Genomic DNA, 15,454 nt, shown 5'->3' on the forward strand with positions numbered 1-15,454 from the left:
GAGCACGGCTTCCGGGACATCAAGATCTCGGTGAAGCACAACGACCCGGTCATCATGGTCGAGGCGTACCGGCAGCTGGCCGCGCAGTGCGACTATCCGCTGCACCTGGGCGTGACGGAGGCGGGTCCCGCTTTCCAGGGCACGATCAAGTCGGCGGTCGCCTTCGGCGCGCTCCTCTCCCAGGGCATCGGCGACACCATCCGGGTGTCCCTGTCCGCGCCTCCCGTGGAGGAGGTCAAGGTCGGCAACCAGATTCTGGAGTCCCTCAACCTCAGGCAGCGCGGCCTGGAGATCGTCTCCTGCCCGTCCTGCGGCCGTGCCCAGGTCGACGTCTACAAGCTGGCCGAGGAGGTCACCGCGGGTCTTGAGGGCATGGAGGTCCCGCTGCGTGTGGCGGTCATGGGCTGCGTGGTGAACGGTCCGGGCGAGGCCCGTGAGGCCGACCTCGGTGTCGCCTCCGGCAACGGCAAGGGGCAGATCTTCGTGAAGGGCGAGGTCATCAAGACCGTCCCCGAGTCGAAGATCGTGGAGACCCTGATCGAGGAGGCCATGAAGATCGCCGAGCAGATGGAGGCGGACGGCATCGCCTCGGGCGAGCCGTCGGTGTCGGTGGCGGGCTGAGCGTGAGCGGAGCGGGCGCACTCGCCGACGAGTGAGCCCGCTCCCAGGCAGTCATGGCGAGGGCGCCCTCGGAAGGCCGAGGCGGGGGTGCCCGGGAGTCGAGTACGAAAGCACCAGTGGTCTCCGGACGGGCTCCGGTGGCCGTCGTGCTCGAGCGTGCGCCGGTGAATACGGCTCCCCCCAAGGGCCAAGGGCCAAAAAAACCCAAGGCCCAAGGCCCAAGTGCCCAAGTGCCCAAGGCCCGTGGCGCTCAGAGATGCCGCATCCAGACGTTCGGCTCCTCGTACACCCCCGTGTCCGCGTCCCGGTCCACGCGCAGCACACTCAGTCCGTCCGGGATCACGTACTCCCCGGACGCCGGCAGGACCAGCCCCGTCCAGGCCTCCCACTCGGCGACCGTGCCGGTCATCGTCTGGGACGCCGGTGCCGCCGCGAGGATCTCGGCCCGAGCCGCTCATGGGTCCGGATCCAGGGATCGAGCGCGGTGCCGTCCGCGCGGCGCCACGTCATGAACGACTCGATCGGGGTCAGCGGATACCGCGCCTTCGTCGTCGGCCGCACCGGCGCGACGACCCGGGTCAGCCCCGCCTCCCCGGCGGCCTCCCGCAGCGCCGTCAGCATCCGCCCGGCCAGCCCGCGCCCCTTCAGCGCCGGGGTGACGACCGCCCCGCAGATCACCAGCGTGTCAGGCGCGACGTCCTGCTCCCGTCCCTCGACCGCGCGTATCAGCGCCCGCGTGTAGCCGCCCGGTAGGTCCTCGGTCCGGCCGTCCCAACGGATCGGCACCCCCCACCCGCCGGCCACGGGCACTCCGTTCCCGTCCACCAGGAACAGATCCAGGCCGGCGAACCACTCCCTGACCCGGCCGATGTACTCGGGCACCAGCCGGTCGGCCGTGATGAAGGCGGGAAACCCCTCGCCGAACAGTTCCGCGAGCCGCTCCGCGGGCCACGCACGCGCGTCCGACCGCTCCGTCGTCAAGATCATGCGGTGTGGATAGCACAGGTGCGCCGGTCCCCGACAGTGCCGTCTTCCCGGCCCTCGTGTCCCGTTGTTCCCGGCCCTCGTGTCCCGTCGTTGCTGGCCCGGCACCCCATCAGGCGGCGCGCCACATTTTCGGCAGGTACAGTGCGGAGATCAGCAGACCCCAGTGTGAGGCCCCGCGCTTGTTGACCCAGACCACCTCCCGGGTCCTCGAACCGAGCGACCTGGACGCCGCTCTCGCCGTCCTCGACCGCGACCCCGTCACGAACGCCTTCGTGACGTCCCGGGTGCAGGTCGCGGGCCTCGATCCGTGGCGTCTCGGCGGCGAGATGTGGGGCTGGTACGAGGACGGCATGCTGACGTCCCTCTGCTACGCGGGTGCCAATCTCGTCCCCATCTGCGCCACACCCCGGGCCGTACGCGCCTTCGCGGACCGGGCGCGCAGGGGCGGCCGCCGCTGCTCCTCGATCGTCGGCCCCGCCGAGCCCACCGCGCAGCTGTGGCGGCTGCTCGAACCCAGCTGGGGTCCGGCCCGCGAGGTCCGCGGCCACCAGCCGCTCATGGTCACCGACCGTATGCCCGACACCGTCGTCCCGGATCCCTACGTCCGTCGCATCCGCAAGGACGAGATGGAGACGATCATGCCGGCGTGCGTGGCGATGTTCACCGAAGAGGTCGGCATCTCCCCGATGGCGGGCGACGGCGGCCTGCTCTACCAGGCCCGCGTCGCCGAACTCGTCGGCTCCGGTCGCTCCTTCGCCCGCCTCGACGAACACGGCCGGGTCGCCTTCAAGGCGGAGATCGGCGCGGCCACGTCCCGGGCGTGTCAGATCCAGGGCGTGTGGGTGGCCCCCGAGTACCGGGGCAAGGGCCTCGCGGCCCCGGGCATGGCGGCGGTGCTGCGGTACGCGCTGGCCGACGTGGCCCCGGTCGCGAGCCTGTACGTCAACGACTTCAACACCCCGGCCCGGCGGACCTACCTGAAGGTGGGGTTCCAGGAGGTCGGCGCTTTCATGAGCGTTCTGTTCTAGCCGCACTTCACAGTGCTGTTCTGAGCCTCGTACGGGCCCTGTAGTCTCCCCGGCATGCTGCGCATCCCCGGTCACGGACACCGCAACCCCGACGACGTCGTGATCGGCCCGCTCGACCTGTCGGCCCGGGTCGACGATGCGCTCGCCGTCCAGGCCGTCGCCTTCGGACTCGGTGCGGACGAGGTCGCCGTGCGGCGCCAGATCGTGCTGCGGCACATGGCCTACCCCGGCGCCCGCGCCCTGGGTGCCACCACCGCCGACGGCCGGCTCGCCGGCTTCGTCTACGGCATGCCCAACGACCGCGGTCACTGGTGGTCCACCGTGGTGGAGCCGTATCTGCGCGCCGAGGGCCATGACTTCTGGCTCGACCAGTCCTTCGTGATCACCGAGCTGCACGTCCACCCGCGCTACCAGAACCGCGGTGTCGGCCGTTCCCTGATCACCACGATCACCGACAGCGCCGCCGAACCCCGCTCGATCCTCTCCGCGATCGACACCGACAGCCCGGCCCGCGGCCTCTACCACTCGCTCGGCTACGAGGACCTGGCCCGCCAGGTCCTCTTCCCCAGCGCTCCGAAGCCGTACGCGGTGATGGGAGCCCCGCTTCCCCTGAGCCGCCGCCGGACCAGGCCATAGGCGGGGTCCGCCCGGCCGGTCGCGGCACGGACGCGGGTCCGGCCGGGCCTTAACCGATTTCCACCGGGATGGACCGCCCGGCTAACCTCCTGCCATCACCCTCCCCGACTGGAGGGACCCCCAGCAGCAGGAGTACGAGAATGGCGAACGCACCGGTCCAGCGCATGTCGAATCTGATGGCGAAGACATTGCGTGACGACCCGGCGGACGCCGAGGTCCTCAGCCACAAGCTGCTCGTCCGCGCCGGCTACGTCCGCCGCACGGCCGCCGGCGTGTGGACCTGGCTGCCGCTCGGCAAGCGGGTCCTCGCCAACGTCGAGCGGATCGTCCGCGAGGAGATGGACGCGATCGGCGCCCAGGAGGTGCTGCTCCCCGCCCTGCTGCCGCGGGAGCCGTACGACGCGACCGGCCGCTGGGACGAGTACGGCCCGGAGCTGTTCCGCCTCCAGGACCGCCGGGGCGGCGACTACCTCCTCGGCCCCACCCACGAGGAGATCTTCACGCTGATCGTGAAGGACCAGGCGTCCTCCTACAAGGACCTTCCGGTCATCCTCTACCAGATCCAGACCAAGTTCCGTGACGAGGCCCGTCCCCGCGCGGGCATCCTGCGCGGCCGCGAGTTCCTGATGAAGGACTCCTACTCCTTCGACCTGGAGGACGAGGGCCTCGCCCACTCGTACGCCCTGCACCGTCAGGCCTACCAGCGGATCTTCGAGCGTCTCGGCCTCGACTACCGCATCTGCGCCGCGACCGCCGGCGCGATGGGCGGCTCCAAGTCGGAGGAGTTCCTCGCCCCGGCCGCCGCCGGCGAGGACACCTTCGCCGACTGCCCGAACTGCGACTTCGCGGCCAACACCGAGGCGATCAGCTACGAGCTCAAGCCCGTCGACGGCTCCACCGTGCCGGCCGCCGAGGAGATCCCGACGCCCGACACCCCGACCATCGAGACCCTCGCCGCCTCCCTCGGCGTCCCGGCCTCGGCCACCCTGAAGAACCTCCTGGTCAAGGTCGACGGCGAGATCGTCGCCATCGGCGTCCCCGGTGACCGTGAGGTCGACATGGGCAAGGTCGAGGCGCACTTCGCCCCCGCCGCCGTCGAGCTGGTCACCGCCGACGACTTCGCGGACCGCGCCGACCTGGTCCGCGGTTACGTCGGCCCGCAGGGTCTGGAGAAGGTCACCTACATCGCCGACCCGCGGGTGGCTCCGGGCACGGCGTGGATCACGGGCGCCAACAAGGAGCACACGCACGCGAAGAACGTCGTCGCGGGCCGGGACTTCGAGGTCGGCGAGTACGTCGACGTCGTGGTCGTGCAGGAGGGCGACCCCTGCCCGAAGTGCGGCACCGGGCTCAAGCTCGACCGCGCCATCGAGATCGGCCACATCTTCCAGCTGGGCCGCAAGTACGCCGACGCCCTCAAGCTCGACGTCCTCGGCCAGCAGGGCAAGCCGGTCCGGGTGACCATGGGCTCCTACGGCGTCGGCGTCTCCCGCGCGGTCGCCGCGCTCGCCGAGCAGACCGCCGACGAGCAGGGCCTGTGCTGGCCCAGGGAGGTCGCTCCGGCCGACGTGCACGTCGTCGCCGCCGGCAAGGCCCTCCAGACCGAACTGGCTCTCGACGTCGCGGAGAAGCTGGCCTCCGTCGGCCTGCGCGTGCTGGTCGACGACCGGGCCGGGGTCTCCCCGGGCGTGAAGTTCACGGACGCCGAGCTCATCGGCGTACCGAAGATCCTGGTGGCGGGCCGCCGCTCCGCCGAAGGTGTCCTGGAGCTGAAGGACCGCAAGACCGGTGAGCGCGAGGAGCTGACGGTCGACGAGGCGATCGCCCGCCTCGCGGACTGACGCCCGGTTCGGGTGGGTCTTCTGCGCGGCAGCCGCAGACCGCGCAGAAGCCCCGGCCGGCATGACCATGCCCCCGACCCCGGCCCTGTGCTCCCGGCCGGTCACGACCATGCGCCTACCCCTGTGCTTCGCCCGGGGCACGGCCACGGCCGAGGTCCCGGCCGGGCGAAGCCGTGATCCCGCCCTGCCCGGTGGATCACAGCCGGCATTCCTCGACCGCACCAGAGCCGGATCTCGCGGCCGCCCGGCAACGGGAGTCCCGGCTACATCCCAGCCGAGGCCGCGTCCGGACCGAGGCCGAGATCCCGGCCGAACCACAGCCGGTTTCGGGGTCGGATTGCAGCCGGGGGGCTGTCCGGGGCAGTACCGGACTACGGCCGAATCACGGCCGAGGGTCCCGGCCGGATCATCACCGCCGGTGTTCCGATAGCGGGGGCGCTATCGGATTCCTCGGCAGGACTGCAACCGGCATCCGAGTCGTAATGCAGCCGGGGGAGCTGTTTGGGCCAGAACCGGGCCACGGCCGGATCCCAGCGGCGGCGGTCCCGTCCGGACCACAGCCGCAGTCCCGACCGAATGACAGCCAGCCGGTGTCCCGTCCGGGTCCCAGCCGGTGTCCCCTCCAGGGCACCGTCGCAGTCCCGTCACGGCCGCAGTCGGGCTACAGCCAGCTCGCGAACTCCAGGAGCAGTTCCGCGTCCTGGGGGCGGCCGACACGGCGGGCCCGGACGCCGGACTCCACCGCCCGGAACAGGGTCCAGCCCCGCAGCCGCTCCTGGTCCACCTCCAGCGACTCCGCCAGCCGCTTCACGCGCCGCCGGGTGATCGACGCCCCGGACGGCGAGGCGATCAGGTCCTCCACCCGGTCGCGGACCAGTCGCGCCAGGTCGAACGCGCACTCGCCGACCACCGGGTCGGGCCCCACGGCCAGCCACGGCAGCCGGTCCCCGGCCAGTACCTTGCTCTGCCGGAACGTGCCGTGCAGCAGCCGGTGCTCGGGAGGTGCCTCCAGCAGCTCCTCGCGGGCCGCGAGGGCCACCTCGACGAGCGGAGCCACCTCGGGATCGGCCGCGGCGCTCGCGCGCATCGCCTCGGCCTGCCGTCCGGTCCGCTCGGCCACCGTCTCGAAGACGGGGGCGGTGGCGTCGGCGGGCGGCGCCACCCACAGCCGGCGCAGCGTGCCCGCCGCCTCCAGCAGCGCCTTCGCCTCGGGCAGCGACCGCACGGACACATCCGGGTGCAGCCGCTCCAGCAGCAGTACGCCCTCGGTGGTGACATCGTCGAGGAGCTGTACGGCGCCCAGGCCGCCCCAGTGCGCGAGCGCGGCCCGCTCGCTCTCCGGACGGGACCGCTGCGGCACGAGCTTCAGCACCGCCGGCATCCCGTCGGGCCGCCGCACCAGGACCACCAGACTGCTCCGGCCACCCGGCACCTGCACTCGTTCCACGGTCAACTCGCGCAGGGCGACGGCCTGTCGGGCCGCCTCCGGCAGCCGCTCCAGCCAGTCGTCACCCTCCGGTGCCGTCTCGCCGAGCGCCCGCTCCAGACGCTGTGGCGGTTCGAAAGCCATGCGCGAGTCGTTCCCTTCCTCTCCGGGTCAAGCCGTCGGTGTCGCCGAGGCGGAGGCCGAGGTCGGGGCGGGGGTCACGGTCGCATCCGTGCCCGAGCCCCCGGCCGCGCCCGTGCCCGCCCACTCGGCGAGACCAGGGAAGGCTACGCTCCCGCCGCGCCAGCGCACCGCCCGGACCGCCGCCTCGCGCAGCGCCCCGGCCGCTCCGGCGCGCCGTTGCGCGGCGCTCGCGCGCACCAGGTCGGAATAGACACCGGCCACCCGGTCCTCCAGCTCGGCGGCGAGCCGGACGGCCGTGGCCGAGTCCGCCACCGGGAACGGCAGCGCGTACGCCGCACTGGCCGCGACGGGCTCGCCGCCCAGGTCGCGCACCTCGCGCACCAGCGCGTCCCGCCGCGCCCGGTGCGCGTCGTACCCGGCTCGCGCCTCCGTGCGCCGCCCCTCGCTGATGAGACCGCCGACGACGCCGTACCCGTACACGGCCGCGTGCTCGGCCGCCAGGACCGCCTGCAACGCCTCCATCTCCGGCTTCTCCGTCTCGCTCACCTGGCACCCTCCGTCAGCAGATACGCGTGTGCGGCCCCGGCCGCCGCCACCGAGGCCAGTAGCCGGGCCAGTTCGCCCGGCAGGTCGAGCAGTGCCTTCGCCCGCTGGTCCGCGAGCGTCCGCTCGGCGGTGGCGAGCCCGGCGAGCGCGTCCTTCTCGGTTCCCGCGCCGGCCGGGGACGAGGCGGTCGACGACGGGGACCCGGTCGGCCCCGAGAGCGACGAGGAGGAGGCGGAGACGGACGACGTAGACGATGAGGAAGGCGTGGAAGGCGACGCGGACGATGAGCGTGACCGCGTCGAGGGAGACGCGCTCGTCTTGTCGGTCTCGAACGCCTGCACGTGCCGCAGGGCCTCCGCCCGCAGCGGCCCCAGCCGCTCCGCCAGCCCCGGATGCGCGACGATCACCACGTCGTATTGTTCAACGATCCCTTGGCTGTCCCGGGCCGCACGCGCGCGTGCCTTCTCGGCGGCCGACGGGCTGTCGCCCGCGCTCTCCTCGGCGTCCTCGCCCGCGGTGGAGCAGCCCACGAGCAGGGCGGCCCCGGCGGCGGAGGTGAGCAGGGTTCTTCTGCGCGGCCCCGAGGGGGTGCGCGACGGCGGAGGGTACGGCACGGCAGACGTCCTCGGGGGGCTCGTACGAACACACGGACGGGGAGGGCGGCCCCGCCGGTGATCACGGTACCCGCGCGTCCCGCCGGCATCACCCATCGGCACCGCCCGTGCACAGGTGGACGGCAACACTCCCCGCGACCGGATACCCTTTGACCAGACACGCGCCCCATCCCACAACAGCACACGCGGCCGAGGAGTCACCCGGATGAGCACCACCCAGAGCGAGAGGCTGCGGGAACTACTGGAACCGCTCATCACCTCCCAGGGCCTGGATCTCGAAGAGATCGCCGTGGACTCCGTAGGGCGAAAGCGAGTGCTGAGCGTCGTCGTCGACTCCGACACCGGAGCGGACCTGGACCAGATCGCCGATGTGAGCCGCGCGCTCTCGGCGAAGCTCGACGAGACGGACGCGATGGGCGAGGGCGAATACACCCTCGAGGTGGGAACCCCGGGCGCGGAGCGCGCCCTCACCGAGTACCGCCACTACGTGCGTGCCCTGGACCGGCTGGTGAGATTCCAGCTGACCGGGGGCGACGAGCTGACCGCCCGGATCCTGGAGGTCGACGACGCGGGTCTCGACGTCGAGGTGCCGGGAGTGAAGGGCCGTAAGGCCACCTCCCGCAGGCTCGCCTTCGACGACGTCGCCAAGGCCCGGGTCCAGGTCGAGTTCAGCCGCAAGGACAGCAAGGACATGAAGGACATGAAGGAAGAGGAGGAGGCGTAGCCGTGGACATCGACATGAGTGCCCTGCGGGGCTTGGTGCGGGAGAAGGAGATCTCCTTCGGCCTGCTGGTCGAAGCGATCGAGTCGGCCCTCCTCATCGCCTACCACCGCACCGAGGGAAGCCGCCGTCACGCGCGCGTGGAGCTCAACCGGGAGACCGGACATGTGACCGTGTGGGCGAAGGAGGACCCCGAGGACCTCGAGGAGGGCCAGGAGCCCCGCGAGTTCGACGACACCCCTTCCGGCTTCGGCCGGATCGCCGCCACCACCGCCAAGCAGGTGATCCTGCAGCGTCTGCGCGACGCCGAGGACGACGCGACGCTCGGCGAGTACGCCGGCCGTGAGGGCGACATCGTCACCGGCGTGGTGCAGCAGGGCCGTGACCCGAAGAACGTGCTCGTGGACATCGGCAAGCTGGAGGCGATCCTGCCGGTGCAGGAGCAGGTGCCGGGTGAGACGTACCCGCACGGCCTGCGGCTGCGCTCGTACGTCGTCCGGGTGGCGAAGGGTGTGCGCGGTCCGTCCGTGACCCTCTCCCGGACGCACCCCAATCTGGTGAAGAAGCTCTTCGCGCTCGAGGTGCCGGAGATCGCCGACGGGTCCGTCGAGATCGCCGCCATCGCGCGCGAGGCGGGTCACCGCACCAAGATCGCCGTCAGGTCCACCCGTTCGGGCCTGAACGCCAAGGGCGCGTGCATCGGCCCGATGGGCGGCCGAGTCCGCAATGTGATGGGCGAACTGAACGGCGAGAAGATCGATATCGTCGACTGGTCGGACGACCCGGCCGAGATGGTCGGCAACGCCCTGTCGCCGGCCCGCGTCAACAAGGTGGAGGTCGTGGACCTGGCGACCCGCTCCGCGCGCGTGACCGTGCCCGACTACCAGCTCTCGCTGGCGATCGGCAAGGAAGGGCAGAACGCCCGGCTCGCGGCCCGGCTCACCGGCTGGCGGATCGACATCCGACCGGACATCGAACCGGTGACCGAGCCGGTGACCGAGCCGGTGACCGAGCGGGACTCCCGCCGGAGTGGGGAATAGATCCAAGCCTCAGCCCGCTTGGATCACGACAACAACCGTTCGATTCTTGCCCCAAAGGGGTGAGGTCGGTGCGGGGAGGTAGACTTAGCAGTGTCTGGCCGGACGCGAGCCCGCGCATGCCCTGAACGCACCTGTGTGGGGTGCCGGGAGCGAGCGGCCAAGACCGATCTGCTGCGCATCGTGGCGGTCGGGGACGCATGCGTCCCCGATCCTCGCGGTACGCTGCCCGGCCGGGGTGCGTACGTACACCCCGCCCCGGTCTGTCTCGACCTGGCGATACGCCGCCGGGCGTTCCCGAGGGGGCTTCGCGTCCCGGGACCGCTCGACGTAAAGGTGTTGCGCCAGTACGTCGAACAGACAGAACGTTGCTGAGGCAGGCAACACCGTAAGAAGCGTCGCGCGGACCTCCGTGCGGCCCAGGTACCCCGCGAGTTGGAAGTAGGTCGAGATTGCGATGAGCACTCGATGAGCACGCGATGAGTACGCCCATGAAGTAGCGACGGTCCGGACGCAACCCGGACCTAAAAGGAGCGAAGTGGCTAAGGTCCGGGTATACGAACTCGCCAAGGAGTTCGGTGTGGAGAGCAAGGTCGTCATGGCCAAGCTCCAGGAACTCGGTGAGTTCGTCCGATCGGCGTCTTCGACGATCGAGGCGCCCGTAGTGCGCAAACTGACAGACGCCTTGCAGGGTGGTGGCAACGGCAAGTCCGCCGGTCGGCCCGCCCCGCGCAAGGCTGCCCCCAAGCCCGGCGCGCCCTCCCCGGCGCAGACGGCACGTCCGGCCGCCCCGAAGCCCCCCGTGGCTCCGCAGCCCGCGGCCCCGTCGGCTCCGGCCGCCCCGTCGGCTCAGGCGGCTCCGGCCGCCCCGTCGGCCCCCGCGCCGGCCGCTTCCGGATCGCGTCCGGTGCCGGGCCCCAAGCCCGCGCCGCGTCCCGCCCCGGCGGCGCCCACGACGCCGGAGTTCACCGCTCCGCCGTCGGCCCCGGCCGCTCCGGCCGCCCCCGCGGCCGCCCAGGCCTCGCGTCCGGGTGCCCGTCCGGGCCCCGGCGGTCCGAAGCCCGGCTCCCGTCAGGGCGGTCCCGGCCAGGGTCAAGGCCAGGGCCAGGGTCAGGGCCAGGCTTCCCGTCCGGACCGTGGCGCCTCGCGCCCCGGCGGTCAGGCCCCGCGTCCGGGTGCCCGTCCGGCCGGTCCCCGTCCGGGCAACAACCCCTTCACCTCCGGTGGTTCCACCGGCATGGCGCGTCCGCAGGCGCCGCGTCCGCAGGGCGCGCGTCCCGGCGGTCCCGGTGCCCCCGGCGCCGGTCCCCGTCCGCAGGCGCCCGGCGCCCCGGGCGGCGGTCCGCGTCCGCAGACTCCGGGCGGTTCGCGTCCTTCGCCGTCCGGCATGCCCCGCCCGCAGGGCGGCGGTCCCCGTCCTGGAGGCGGCCCCGCGGGTCCGCGTCCGAACCCCGGCATGATGCCGCAGCGTCCCGCTGCCGGCCCGCGTCCCGGCGGTGGCCCCGGCGGTGGCCGTGGTCCCGGTGCCGGCGGCGGTCGTCCCGGTGGTGGCGGCGGCGGTCGTCCCGGTGGCGGCGGCGGCTTCGCCGGTCGTCCGGGTGGCGGCGGCGGTGGCGGCTTCGCCGGCCGTCCCGGTGCCCCCGGTGCCGGTGGTGGCGGCGGCTTCGCCGGTCGTCCCGGTGCTCCCGGTGCGGGTGGCGGCGGTGGCCGTCCCGGCTTCGGTGGTCGTCCCGGTGGTCCCGGTGGCCGTGGTGGCACGCAGGGCGCCTTCGGTCGTCCCGGCGGTCCCGCGCGTCGTGGTCGCAAGTCGAAGCGGCAGAGGCGCCAGGAGTACGAGGCCATGCAGGCCCCGTCGGTCGGCGGCGTGATGCTGCCTCGCGGCAACGGCGAGAGCATTCGCCTGTCGCGCGGTGCGTCCCTCACCGACTTCGCCGAGAAGATCAACGCCAACCCGGCGTCGCTCGTCGCGGTCATGATGAACCTCGGCGAGATGGTCACGGCCACGCAGTCCGTCTCGGACGAGACGCTGCAGCTCCTCGCCGGCGAGATGAACTACACGGTTCAGATCGTCAGCCCCGAGGAGGAGGACCGCGAGCTGCTCGAGTCCTTCGACATCGAGTTCGGCGAGGACGAGGGCGGCGAGGAGGACCTCGTGGTCCGTCCGCCGGTCGTCACCGTCATGGGTCACGTCGACCACGGTAAGACCCGACTGCTCGACGCCATCCGCAAGACGAACGTCATCGCGGGCGAGGCCGGCGGCATCACCCAGCACATCGGTGCCTACCAGGTCGCGACCGAGGTCAACGAGGAAGAGCGCAAGATCACCTTCATCGACACCCCGGGTCACGAGGCGTTCACCGCCATGCGTGCCCGTGGTGCGCGGTCGACGGACATCGCGATCCTCGTCGTCGCGGCCAACGACGGCGTCATGCCGCAGACGGTCGAGGCGCTCAACCACGCCAAGGCGGCCGACGTCCCGATCGTCGTCGCGGTCAACAAGATCGACGTCGAGGGCGCCGACCCGACCAAGGTGCGCGGTCAGCTGACCGAGTACGGCCTGGTGGCCGAGGAGTACGGCGGCGACACCATGTTCGTCGACATCTCCGCCAAGCAGGGTCTGCACATCGACTCCCTGCTGGAGGCCGTGATCCTCACGGCCGACGCCTCGCTCGACCTGCGGGCCAACCCGCACCAGGACGCGCAGGGCATCTCGATCGAGTCCCGGCTCGACCGCGGCCGCGGTGCCGTCTCCACGGTCCTCGTCCAGCGAGGCACGCTGCGGGTCGGCGACACGATGGTCGTGGGCGACGCCTACGGCCGTGTGCGCGCCATGCTCGACGACAACGGCAACAATGTCGCCGAGGCCGGCCCGTCGACGCCGGTCCAGGTCCTGGGCCTGACCAACGTCCCGGGTGCGGGCGACAACTTCCTCGTCGTCGACGAGGACCGCACCGCCCGCCAGATCGCGGAGAAGCGCGCCGCCCGTGAGCGCAACGCGGCCTTCGCGAAGCGCACGCGCCGCGTGTCCCTCGAGGACCTGGACAAGGTGCTCAAGGCCGGCGAGGTCCAGCAGCTGAACCTGATCATCAAGGGTGACGCTTCCGGTTCCGTCGAGGCGCTCGAGTCGTCCCTGCTCCAGCTGGACGTCGGCGAAGAGGTCGACATCCGCGTCCTGCACCGCGGTGTCGGTGCGGTCACGGAGTCGGACATCGACCTGGCGATGGGCTCCGACGCCATCGTGATCGGCTTCAACGTCCGTGCGGCAGGCCGCGCGGCGCAGATGGCCGAGCGCGAGGGCGTGGACGTCCGGTACTACTCGGTCATCTACCAGGCGATCGAAGAGATCGAGGCGGCCCTGAAGGGCATGCTGAAGCCGGAGTACGAGGAGGTCGAGCTCGGTACGGCGGAGATCCGCGAGGTCTTCAAGTCGTCCAAGCTGGGCAACATCGCCGGTGTCCTCATCCGTTCCGGCGAGGTCAAGCGGAACACCAAGGCCCGACTGGTCCGCGATGGCAAGGTCATCGCGGAGAGCCTCAACATCGAGGGCCTGCGTCGCTTCAAGGACGACGTCACCGAGATCCGCGAAGGGTTCGAGGGCGGTATCAACCTCGGCAACTTCAACGACATCAAGGTCGACGACGTCATCGCGACCTACGAGATGCGCGAGAAGCCGCGGGCGTAAGGCCGTGGCCCGAGGTGGTCGGCGGGACAGTTTCCCGCCGGCCGCCTCGGCGTGTTTCCGGCTACGGGCAGGGTGCGGCGGGGCAGAACAATCCCGTCGAGTACCCCGCCCGTTCGTTGTACCGTTCTTGATGTCCCTGCCAGTGGATGGCGGGGCCATCGATCCCGTACCGGCGGGTGAACCGGATACACATGTACGTAGGGACTCTGTCCTTCGACCTGCTCCTCGGCGACATTCGGTCACTGAAGGAGAAGCGTTCCGTCGTCCGCCCGATCGTCGCTGAACTCCAGCGGAAATACGCGGTGAGCGCCGCCGAGGTCGACCACCTGGACCTCCACCGCCGGGCCGGCATCGGCCTCGCGATGGTGTCGGGCGACGCCGCTCATCTCAGCGACGTACTGGACCGGTGCGAACGGCTGGTCGCCGGACGCCCCGAGGTGGAACTGCTGTCCGTGCGACGGCGCCTCCATGGCGAAGACGACTGACCAAGAACTCAGATCAGGAAAGAACGGGAGACGGACCAGTGGCCGACAACGCGCGGGCTAAGAGGCTGGCGGACCTCATCCGAGAGGTGGTGGCCCAGAAGCTGCAGCGCGGGATCAAGGACCCGCGGCTCGGCTCGCATGTCACCATCACGGACACCCGGGTGACGGGTGATCTGCGGGAGGCGACCGTCTTCTACACGGTGTACGGGGACGACGAGGAGCGGGCCGCGGCGGCCGCGGGCCTGGAGAGCGCCAAGGGCGTGCTCCGCTCGGCGGTGGGTGCGGCGGCGGGCGTGAAGTTCACGCCGACCCTGGCCTTCGTGGCGGACGCCCTGCCGGACACCGCCAAGACCATCGAGGACCTGCTCGACAAGGCACGCGCCTCGGACGCGAAGGTCCGCGAGGTCTCGGCGGGCGCCAGCTTCGCGGGTGAAGCCGACCCGTACCGCAAGCCGGGCGAGGAAGACGAGGCCGCCGAGGCCGCCGAAGCCGCCGAAGCCGCTGAGGCGGCCGGGGCGGCCGAGAAGGCTGTCGAGAAGGACGGCGAAGCCGCGGAATGACCGAGAAGCACAGGACGCCCGACGGCCTTGTCATCGTCGACAAGCCGTCGGGCTTCACCTCGCACGACGTGGTCGCCAAGATGCGCGGGATCGCCCGGACCCGCCGCGTCGGCCACGCCGGCACCCTCGACCCCATGGCGACGGGCGTCCTCGTCCTCGGCGTGGAGCGGGCGACCAAGCTCCTCGGGCATCTCGCCCTCACGGAGAAGGAGTACCTGGGGACGATCCGCCTCGGGCAGAACACCCTCACGGACGACGCCGAAGGGGAGATCATCTCCTCCACGGACGCCTCCGCGGTGACCCGGGACGCCGTCGACGCCGGGATCGCCAAGCTGAGCGGCGACATCATGCAGGTGCCGTCCAAGGTCAGCGCCATCAAGATCGACGGCGTGCGCTCGTACAAGCGGGCCCGCGAGGGCGAGGAGTTCGAGATCCCGGCGCGCCCGGTCACCATCTCCTCCTTCGCCGTGTACGACGTCCGCGAGGCCGTCGCCGACAACGGCACCCCCGTGCTCGACCTGGTGGTGTCGGTGGTCTGCTCGTCCGGCACGTACATCCGCGCCCTCGCCCGTGACCTGGGCGCCGACCTCGGCGTCGGCGGTCATCTCACCGCGCTGCGCCGCACCCGGGTCGGCCCCTACAAGCTGGACGCGGCGAAGACCCTGGACCAGCTCCAGCAGGAACTGACGGTGATGCCGATCGCCGAGGCGGCCACGGCCGCGTTCCCGCGCTGGGACGTGGACACGAAGAGGGCCCGGCTGCTCCTCAACGGCGTGCGCCTCGAGATGCCGGACGTCTACGAAGGCTCCGGCGCCGTCGCCGTCTTCGACCCCGAGGACCACTTCCTGGCCCTGGTCGAGGCACAGCGCGGCAAGGCGAAGAGCCTGGCTGTCTTCGGCTGAGGCGAGGAGCCCCGCGGCCTTCGGGCGAGGCGAGGAACTCGGCCGTCTCCGGACGGAGACGGACGGAGGTGGACGGCCGGCCGTCTCGGGCAGGCTCGGCCGTCTTCGGGCGAGGTGAGGAGCCGGGCCGTCGTCGGCCGGGTCGGAGGGCTCGGCTCGCTTCGGCTCAGGCGGCTTCTGCGGCTCGGGCGAAGACCTCGGCCGTCCCCGGCCGGGACGGCGGC

General features: G+C 71.7%; 16 protein-coding genes. 11 read left to right on the plus strand and 5 right to left on the minus strand.

Annotation, left to right across the window (positions count from 1 at the left end; all coding sequences use genetic code 11):
* Positions 1-621, plus strand: a 621-nt coding sequence (locus ACWCQK_RS37540; RefSeq protein ID WP_451163020.1) for a flavodoxin-dependent (E)-4-hydroxy-3-methylbut-2-enyl-diphosphate synthase, incomplete at its 5' end; no start/stop codon positions are given.
* Between the two features lie 250 nt (positions 622-871).
* On the opposite strand, the gene ACWCQK_RS37545 is transcribed toward ACWCQK_RS37540, so the two are convergent.
* Together ACWCQK_RS37545 and ACWCQK_RS37550 are read right to left on the minus strand one after the other, a co-directional pair.
* Positions 872-1,030 (minus strand): hypothetical protein, encoded by a 159-nt coding sequence (locus ACWCQK_RS37545; RefSeq protein WP_451163022.1) that lies wholly within the window; start codon positions 1,028-1,030, stop codon positions 872-874.
* Positions 1,027-1,608, minus strand: coding sequence for a GNAT family N-acetyltransferase (locus ACWCQK_RS37550; protein WP_451163024.1), 582 nt, complete (start codon positions 1,606-1,608; stop codon positions 1,027-1,029). The genes ACWCQK_RS37545 and ACWCQK_RS37550 overlap by 4 nt, the downstream gene beginning before the upstream one ends.
* Positions 1,609-1,787: 179 nt before the next feature.
* Here ACWCQK_RS37550 and ACWCQK_RS37555 point away from each other — a divergent pair, with 179 nt between their 5' ends.
* The 3 genes from ACWCQK_RS37555 (at position 1,788) to ACWCQK_RS37565 (ending at position 5,113) form a co-directional block, all read left to right on the plus strand.
* Positions 1,788-2,636, plus strand: a complete 849-nt coding sequence (locus tag ACWCQK_RS37555) for a GNAT family N-acetyltransferase (protein ID WP_451163026.1) — start codon at positions 1,788-1,790, stop codon at positions 2,634-2,636.
* 54 nt (positions 2,637-2,690) lie between these two features.
* Positions 2,691-3,272: a GNAT family N-acetyltransferase gene (locus ACWCQK_RS37560; RefSeq protein WP_451163028.1), complete on the plus strand. Its 582-nt coding sequence runs from the start codon at positions 2,691-2,693 to the stop codon at positions 3,270-3,272.
* A 140-nt stretch (positions 3,273-3,412) separates the two neighbouring features.
* The gene (locus tag ACWCQK_RS37565) at positions 3,413-5,113 is read left to right on the plus strand and encodes a proline--tRNA ligase (RefSeq protein ID WP_451163030.1); all 1,701 of its coding nucleotides are present in this window, start codon (positions 3,413-3,415) and stop codon (positions 5,111-5,113) included.
* 661 nt (positions 5,114-5,774) lie between these two features.
* Here the strand turns inward: ACWCQK_RS37565 and ACWCQK_RS37570 are convergent.
* From ACWCQK_RS37570 to ACWCQK_RS37580, 3 genes are read right to left on the minus strand one after another with little or no spacing between them, the layout of a single operon-like run.
* The gene (locus tag ACWCQK_RS37570; protein WP_451163032.1) at positions 5,775-6,683 is read right to left on the minus strand and encodes an aminoglycoside phosphotransferase family protein; all 909 of its coding nucleotides are present in this window, start codon (positions 6,681-6,683) and stop codon (positions 5,775-5,777) included.
* A 27-nt stretch (positions 6,684-6,710) separates the two neighbouring features.
* Positions 6,711-7,229 carry a ferritin-like domain-containing protein gene (locus tag ACWCQK_RS37575; RefSeq protein ID WP_451163034.1) on the minus strand — a complete coding sequence of 173 codons (519 nt, stop codon included), beginning with the start codon at positions 7,227-7,229 and terminating at the stop codon, positions 6,711-6,713.
* Positions 7,226-7,843 (minus strand): hypothetical protein, encoded by a 618-nt coding sequence (locus ACWCQK_RS37580; protein ID WP_451163036.1) that lies wholly within the window; start codon positions 7,841-7,843, stop codon positions 7,226-7,228. The genes ACWCQK_RS37575 and ACWCQK_RS37580 overlap by 4 nt, the downstream gene beginning before the upstream one ends.
* Before the next feature lie 205 nt (positions 7,844-8,048).
* Between ACWCQK_RS37580 and rimP the strand changes: the two genes are divergently transcribed.
* The 7 genes from rimP (at position 8,049) to truB (ending at position 15,230) form a co-directional block, all read left to right on the plus strand.
* Positions 8,049-8,567 (plus strand): ribosome maturation factor RimP, encoded by a 519-nt coding sequence (rimP, locus tag ACWCQK_RS37585; RefSeq protein ID WP_451163038.1) that lies wholly within the window; start codon positions 8,049-8,051, stop codon positions 8,565-8,567.
* A 2-nt stretch (positions 8,568-8,569) separates the two neighbouring features.
* Positions 8,570-9,604: a transcription termination factor NusA gene (gene nusA / locus ACWCQK_RS37590; RefSeq protein ID WP_451163040.1), complete on the plus strand. Its 1,035-nt coding sequence runs from the start codon at positions 8,570-8,572 to the stop codon at positions 9,602-9,604.
* Between the two features lie 90 nt (positions 9,605-9,694).
* Positions 9,695-9,976: a YlxR family protein gene (locus ACWCQK_RS37595; protein WP_451163042.1), complete on the plus strand. Its 282-nt coding sequence runs from the start codon at positions 9,695-9,697 to the stop codon at positions 9,974-9,976.
* A 163-nt stretch (positions 9,977-10,139) separates the two neighbouring features.
* Positions 10,140-13,283 (plus strand): translation initiation factor IF-2, encoded by a 3,144-nt coding sequence (gene infB / locus ACWCQK_RS37600; protein WP_451163044.1) that lies wholly within the window; start codon positions 10,140-10,142, stop codon positions 13,281-13,283.
* Between the two features lie 191 nt (positions 13,284-13,474).
* Positions 13,475-13,768: a DUF503 domain-containing protein gene (locus ACWCQK_RS37605; RefSeq protein WP_385789668.1), complete on the plus strand. Its 294-nt coding sequence runs from the start codon at positions 13,475-13,477 to the stop codon at positions 13,766-13,768.
* A 38-nt stretch (positions 13,769-13,806) separates the two neighbouring features.
* Positions 13,807-14,328, plus strand: a complete 522-nt coding sequence (gene rbfA, locus ACWCQK_RS37610; RefSeq protein ID WP_451163046.1) for a 30S ribosome-binding factor RbfA — start codon at positions 13,807-13,809, stop codon at positions 14,326-14,328.
* On the plus strand, positions 14,325-15,230 hold the full coding sequence (truB, locus tag ACWCQK_RS37615; RefSeq protein WP_451163048.1) for a tRNA pseudouridine(55) synthase TruB: 906 nt from the start codon (positions 14,325-14,327) through the stop codon (positions 15,228-15,230). Before rbfA ends, truB begins: the two co-directional genes overlap by 4 nt.
* Positions 15,231-15,454 lie beyond the last annotated feature (224 nt).

The organism is Streptomyces sp. NPDC002306 (genome assembly GCF_053593435.1).

Excerpts from the sequence above, each read along its gene's own strand:
- ACWCQK_RS37545 (WP_451163022.1), bottom strand. The coding sequence starts at position 1,030 with ATGACCGGCACGGTCGCCGAGTGGGAGGCCTGGACGGGGCTGGTCCTG.
- ACWCQK_RS37550 (WP_451163024.1), bottom strand. The coding sequence starts at position 1,608 with ATGATCTTGACGACGGAGCGGTCGGACGCGCGTGCGTGGCCCGCGGAG.
- ACWCQK_RS37560 (WP_451163028.1), top strand. The coding sequence starts at position 2,691 with ATGCTGCGCATCCCCGGTCACGGACACCGCAACCCCGACGACGTCGTG.
- ACWCQK_RS37565 (WP_451163030.1), top strand. The coding sequence starts at position 3,413 with ATGGCGAACGCACCGGTCCAGCGCATGTCGAATCTGATGGCGAAGACA.
- ACWCQK_RS37570 (WP_451163032.1), bottom strand. The coding sequence starts at position 6,683 with ATGGCTTTCGAACCGCCACAGCGTCTGGAGCGGGCGCTCGGCGAGACG.
- rimP (WP_451163038.1), top strand. The coding sequence starts at position 8,049 with ATGAGCACCACCCAGAGCGAGAGGCTGCGGGAACTACTGGAACCGCTC.
- ACWCQK_RS37605 (WP_385789668.1), top strand. The coding sequence starts at position 13,475 with ATGTACGTAGGGACTCTGTCCTTCGACCTGCTCCTCGGCGACATTCGG.
- truB (WP_451163048.1), top strand. The coding sequence starts at position 14,325 with ATGACCGAGAAGCACAGGACGCCCGACGGCCTTGTCATCGTCGACAAG.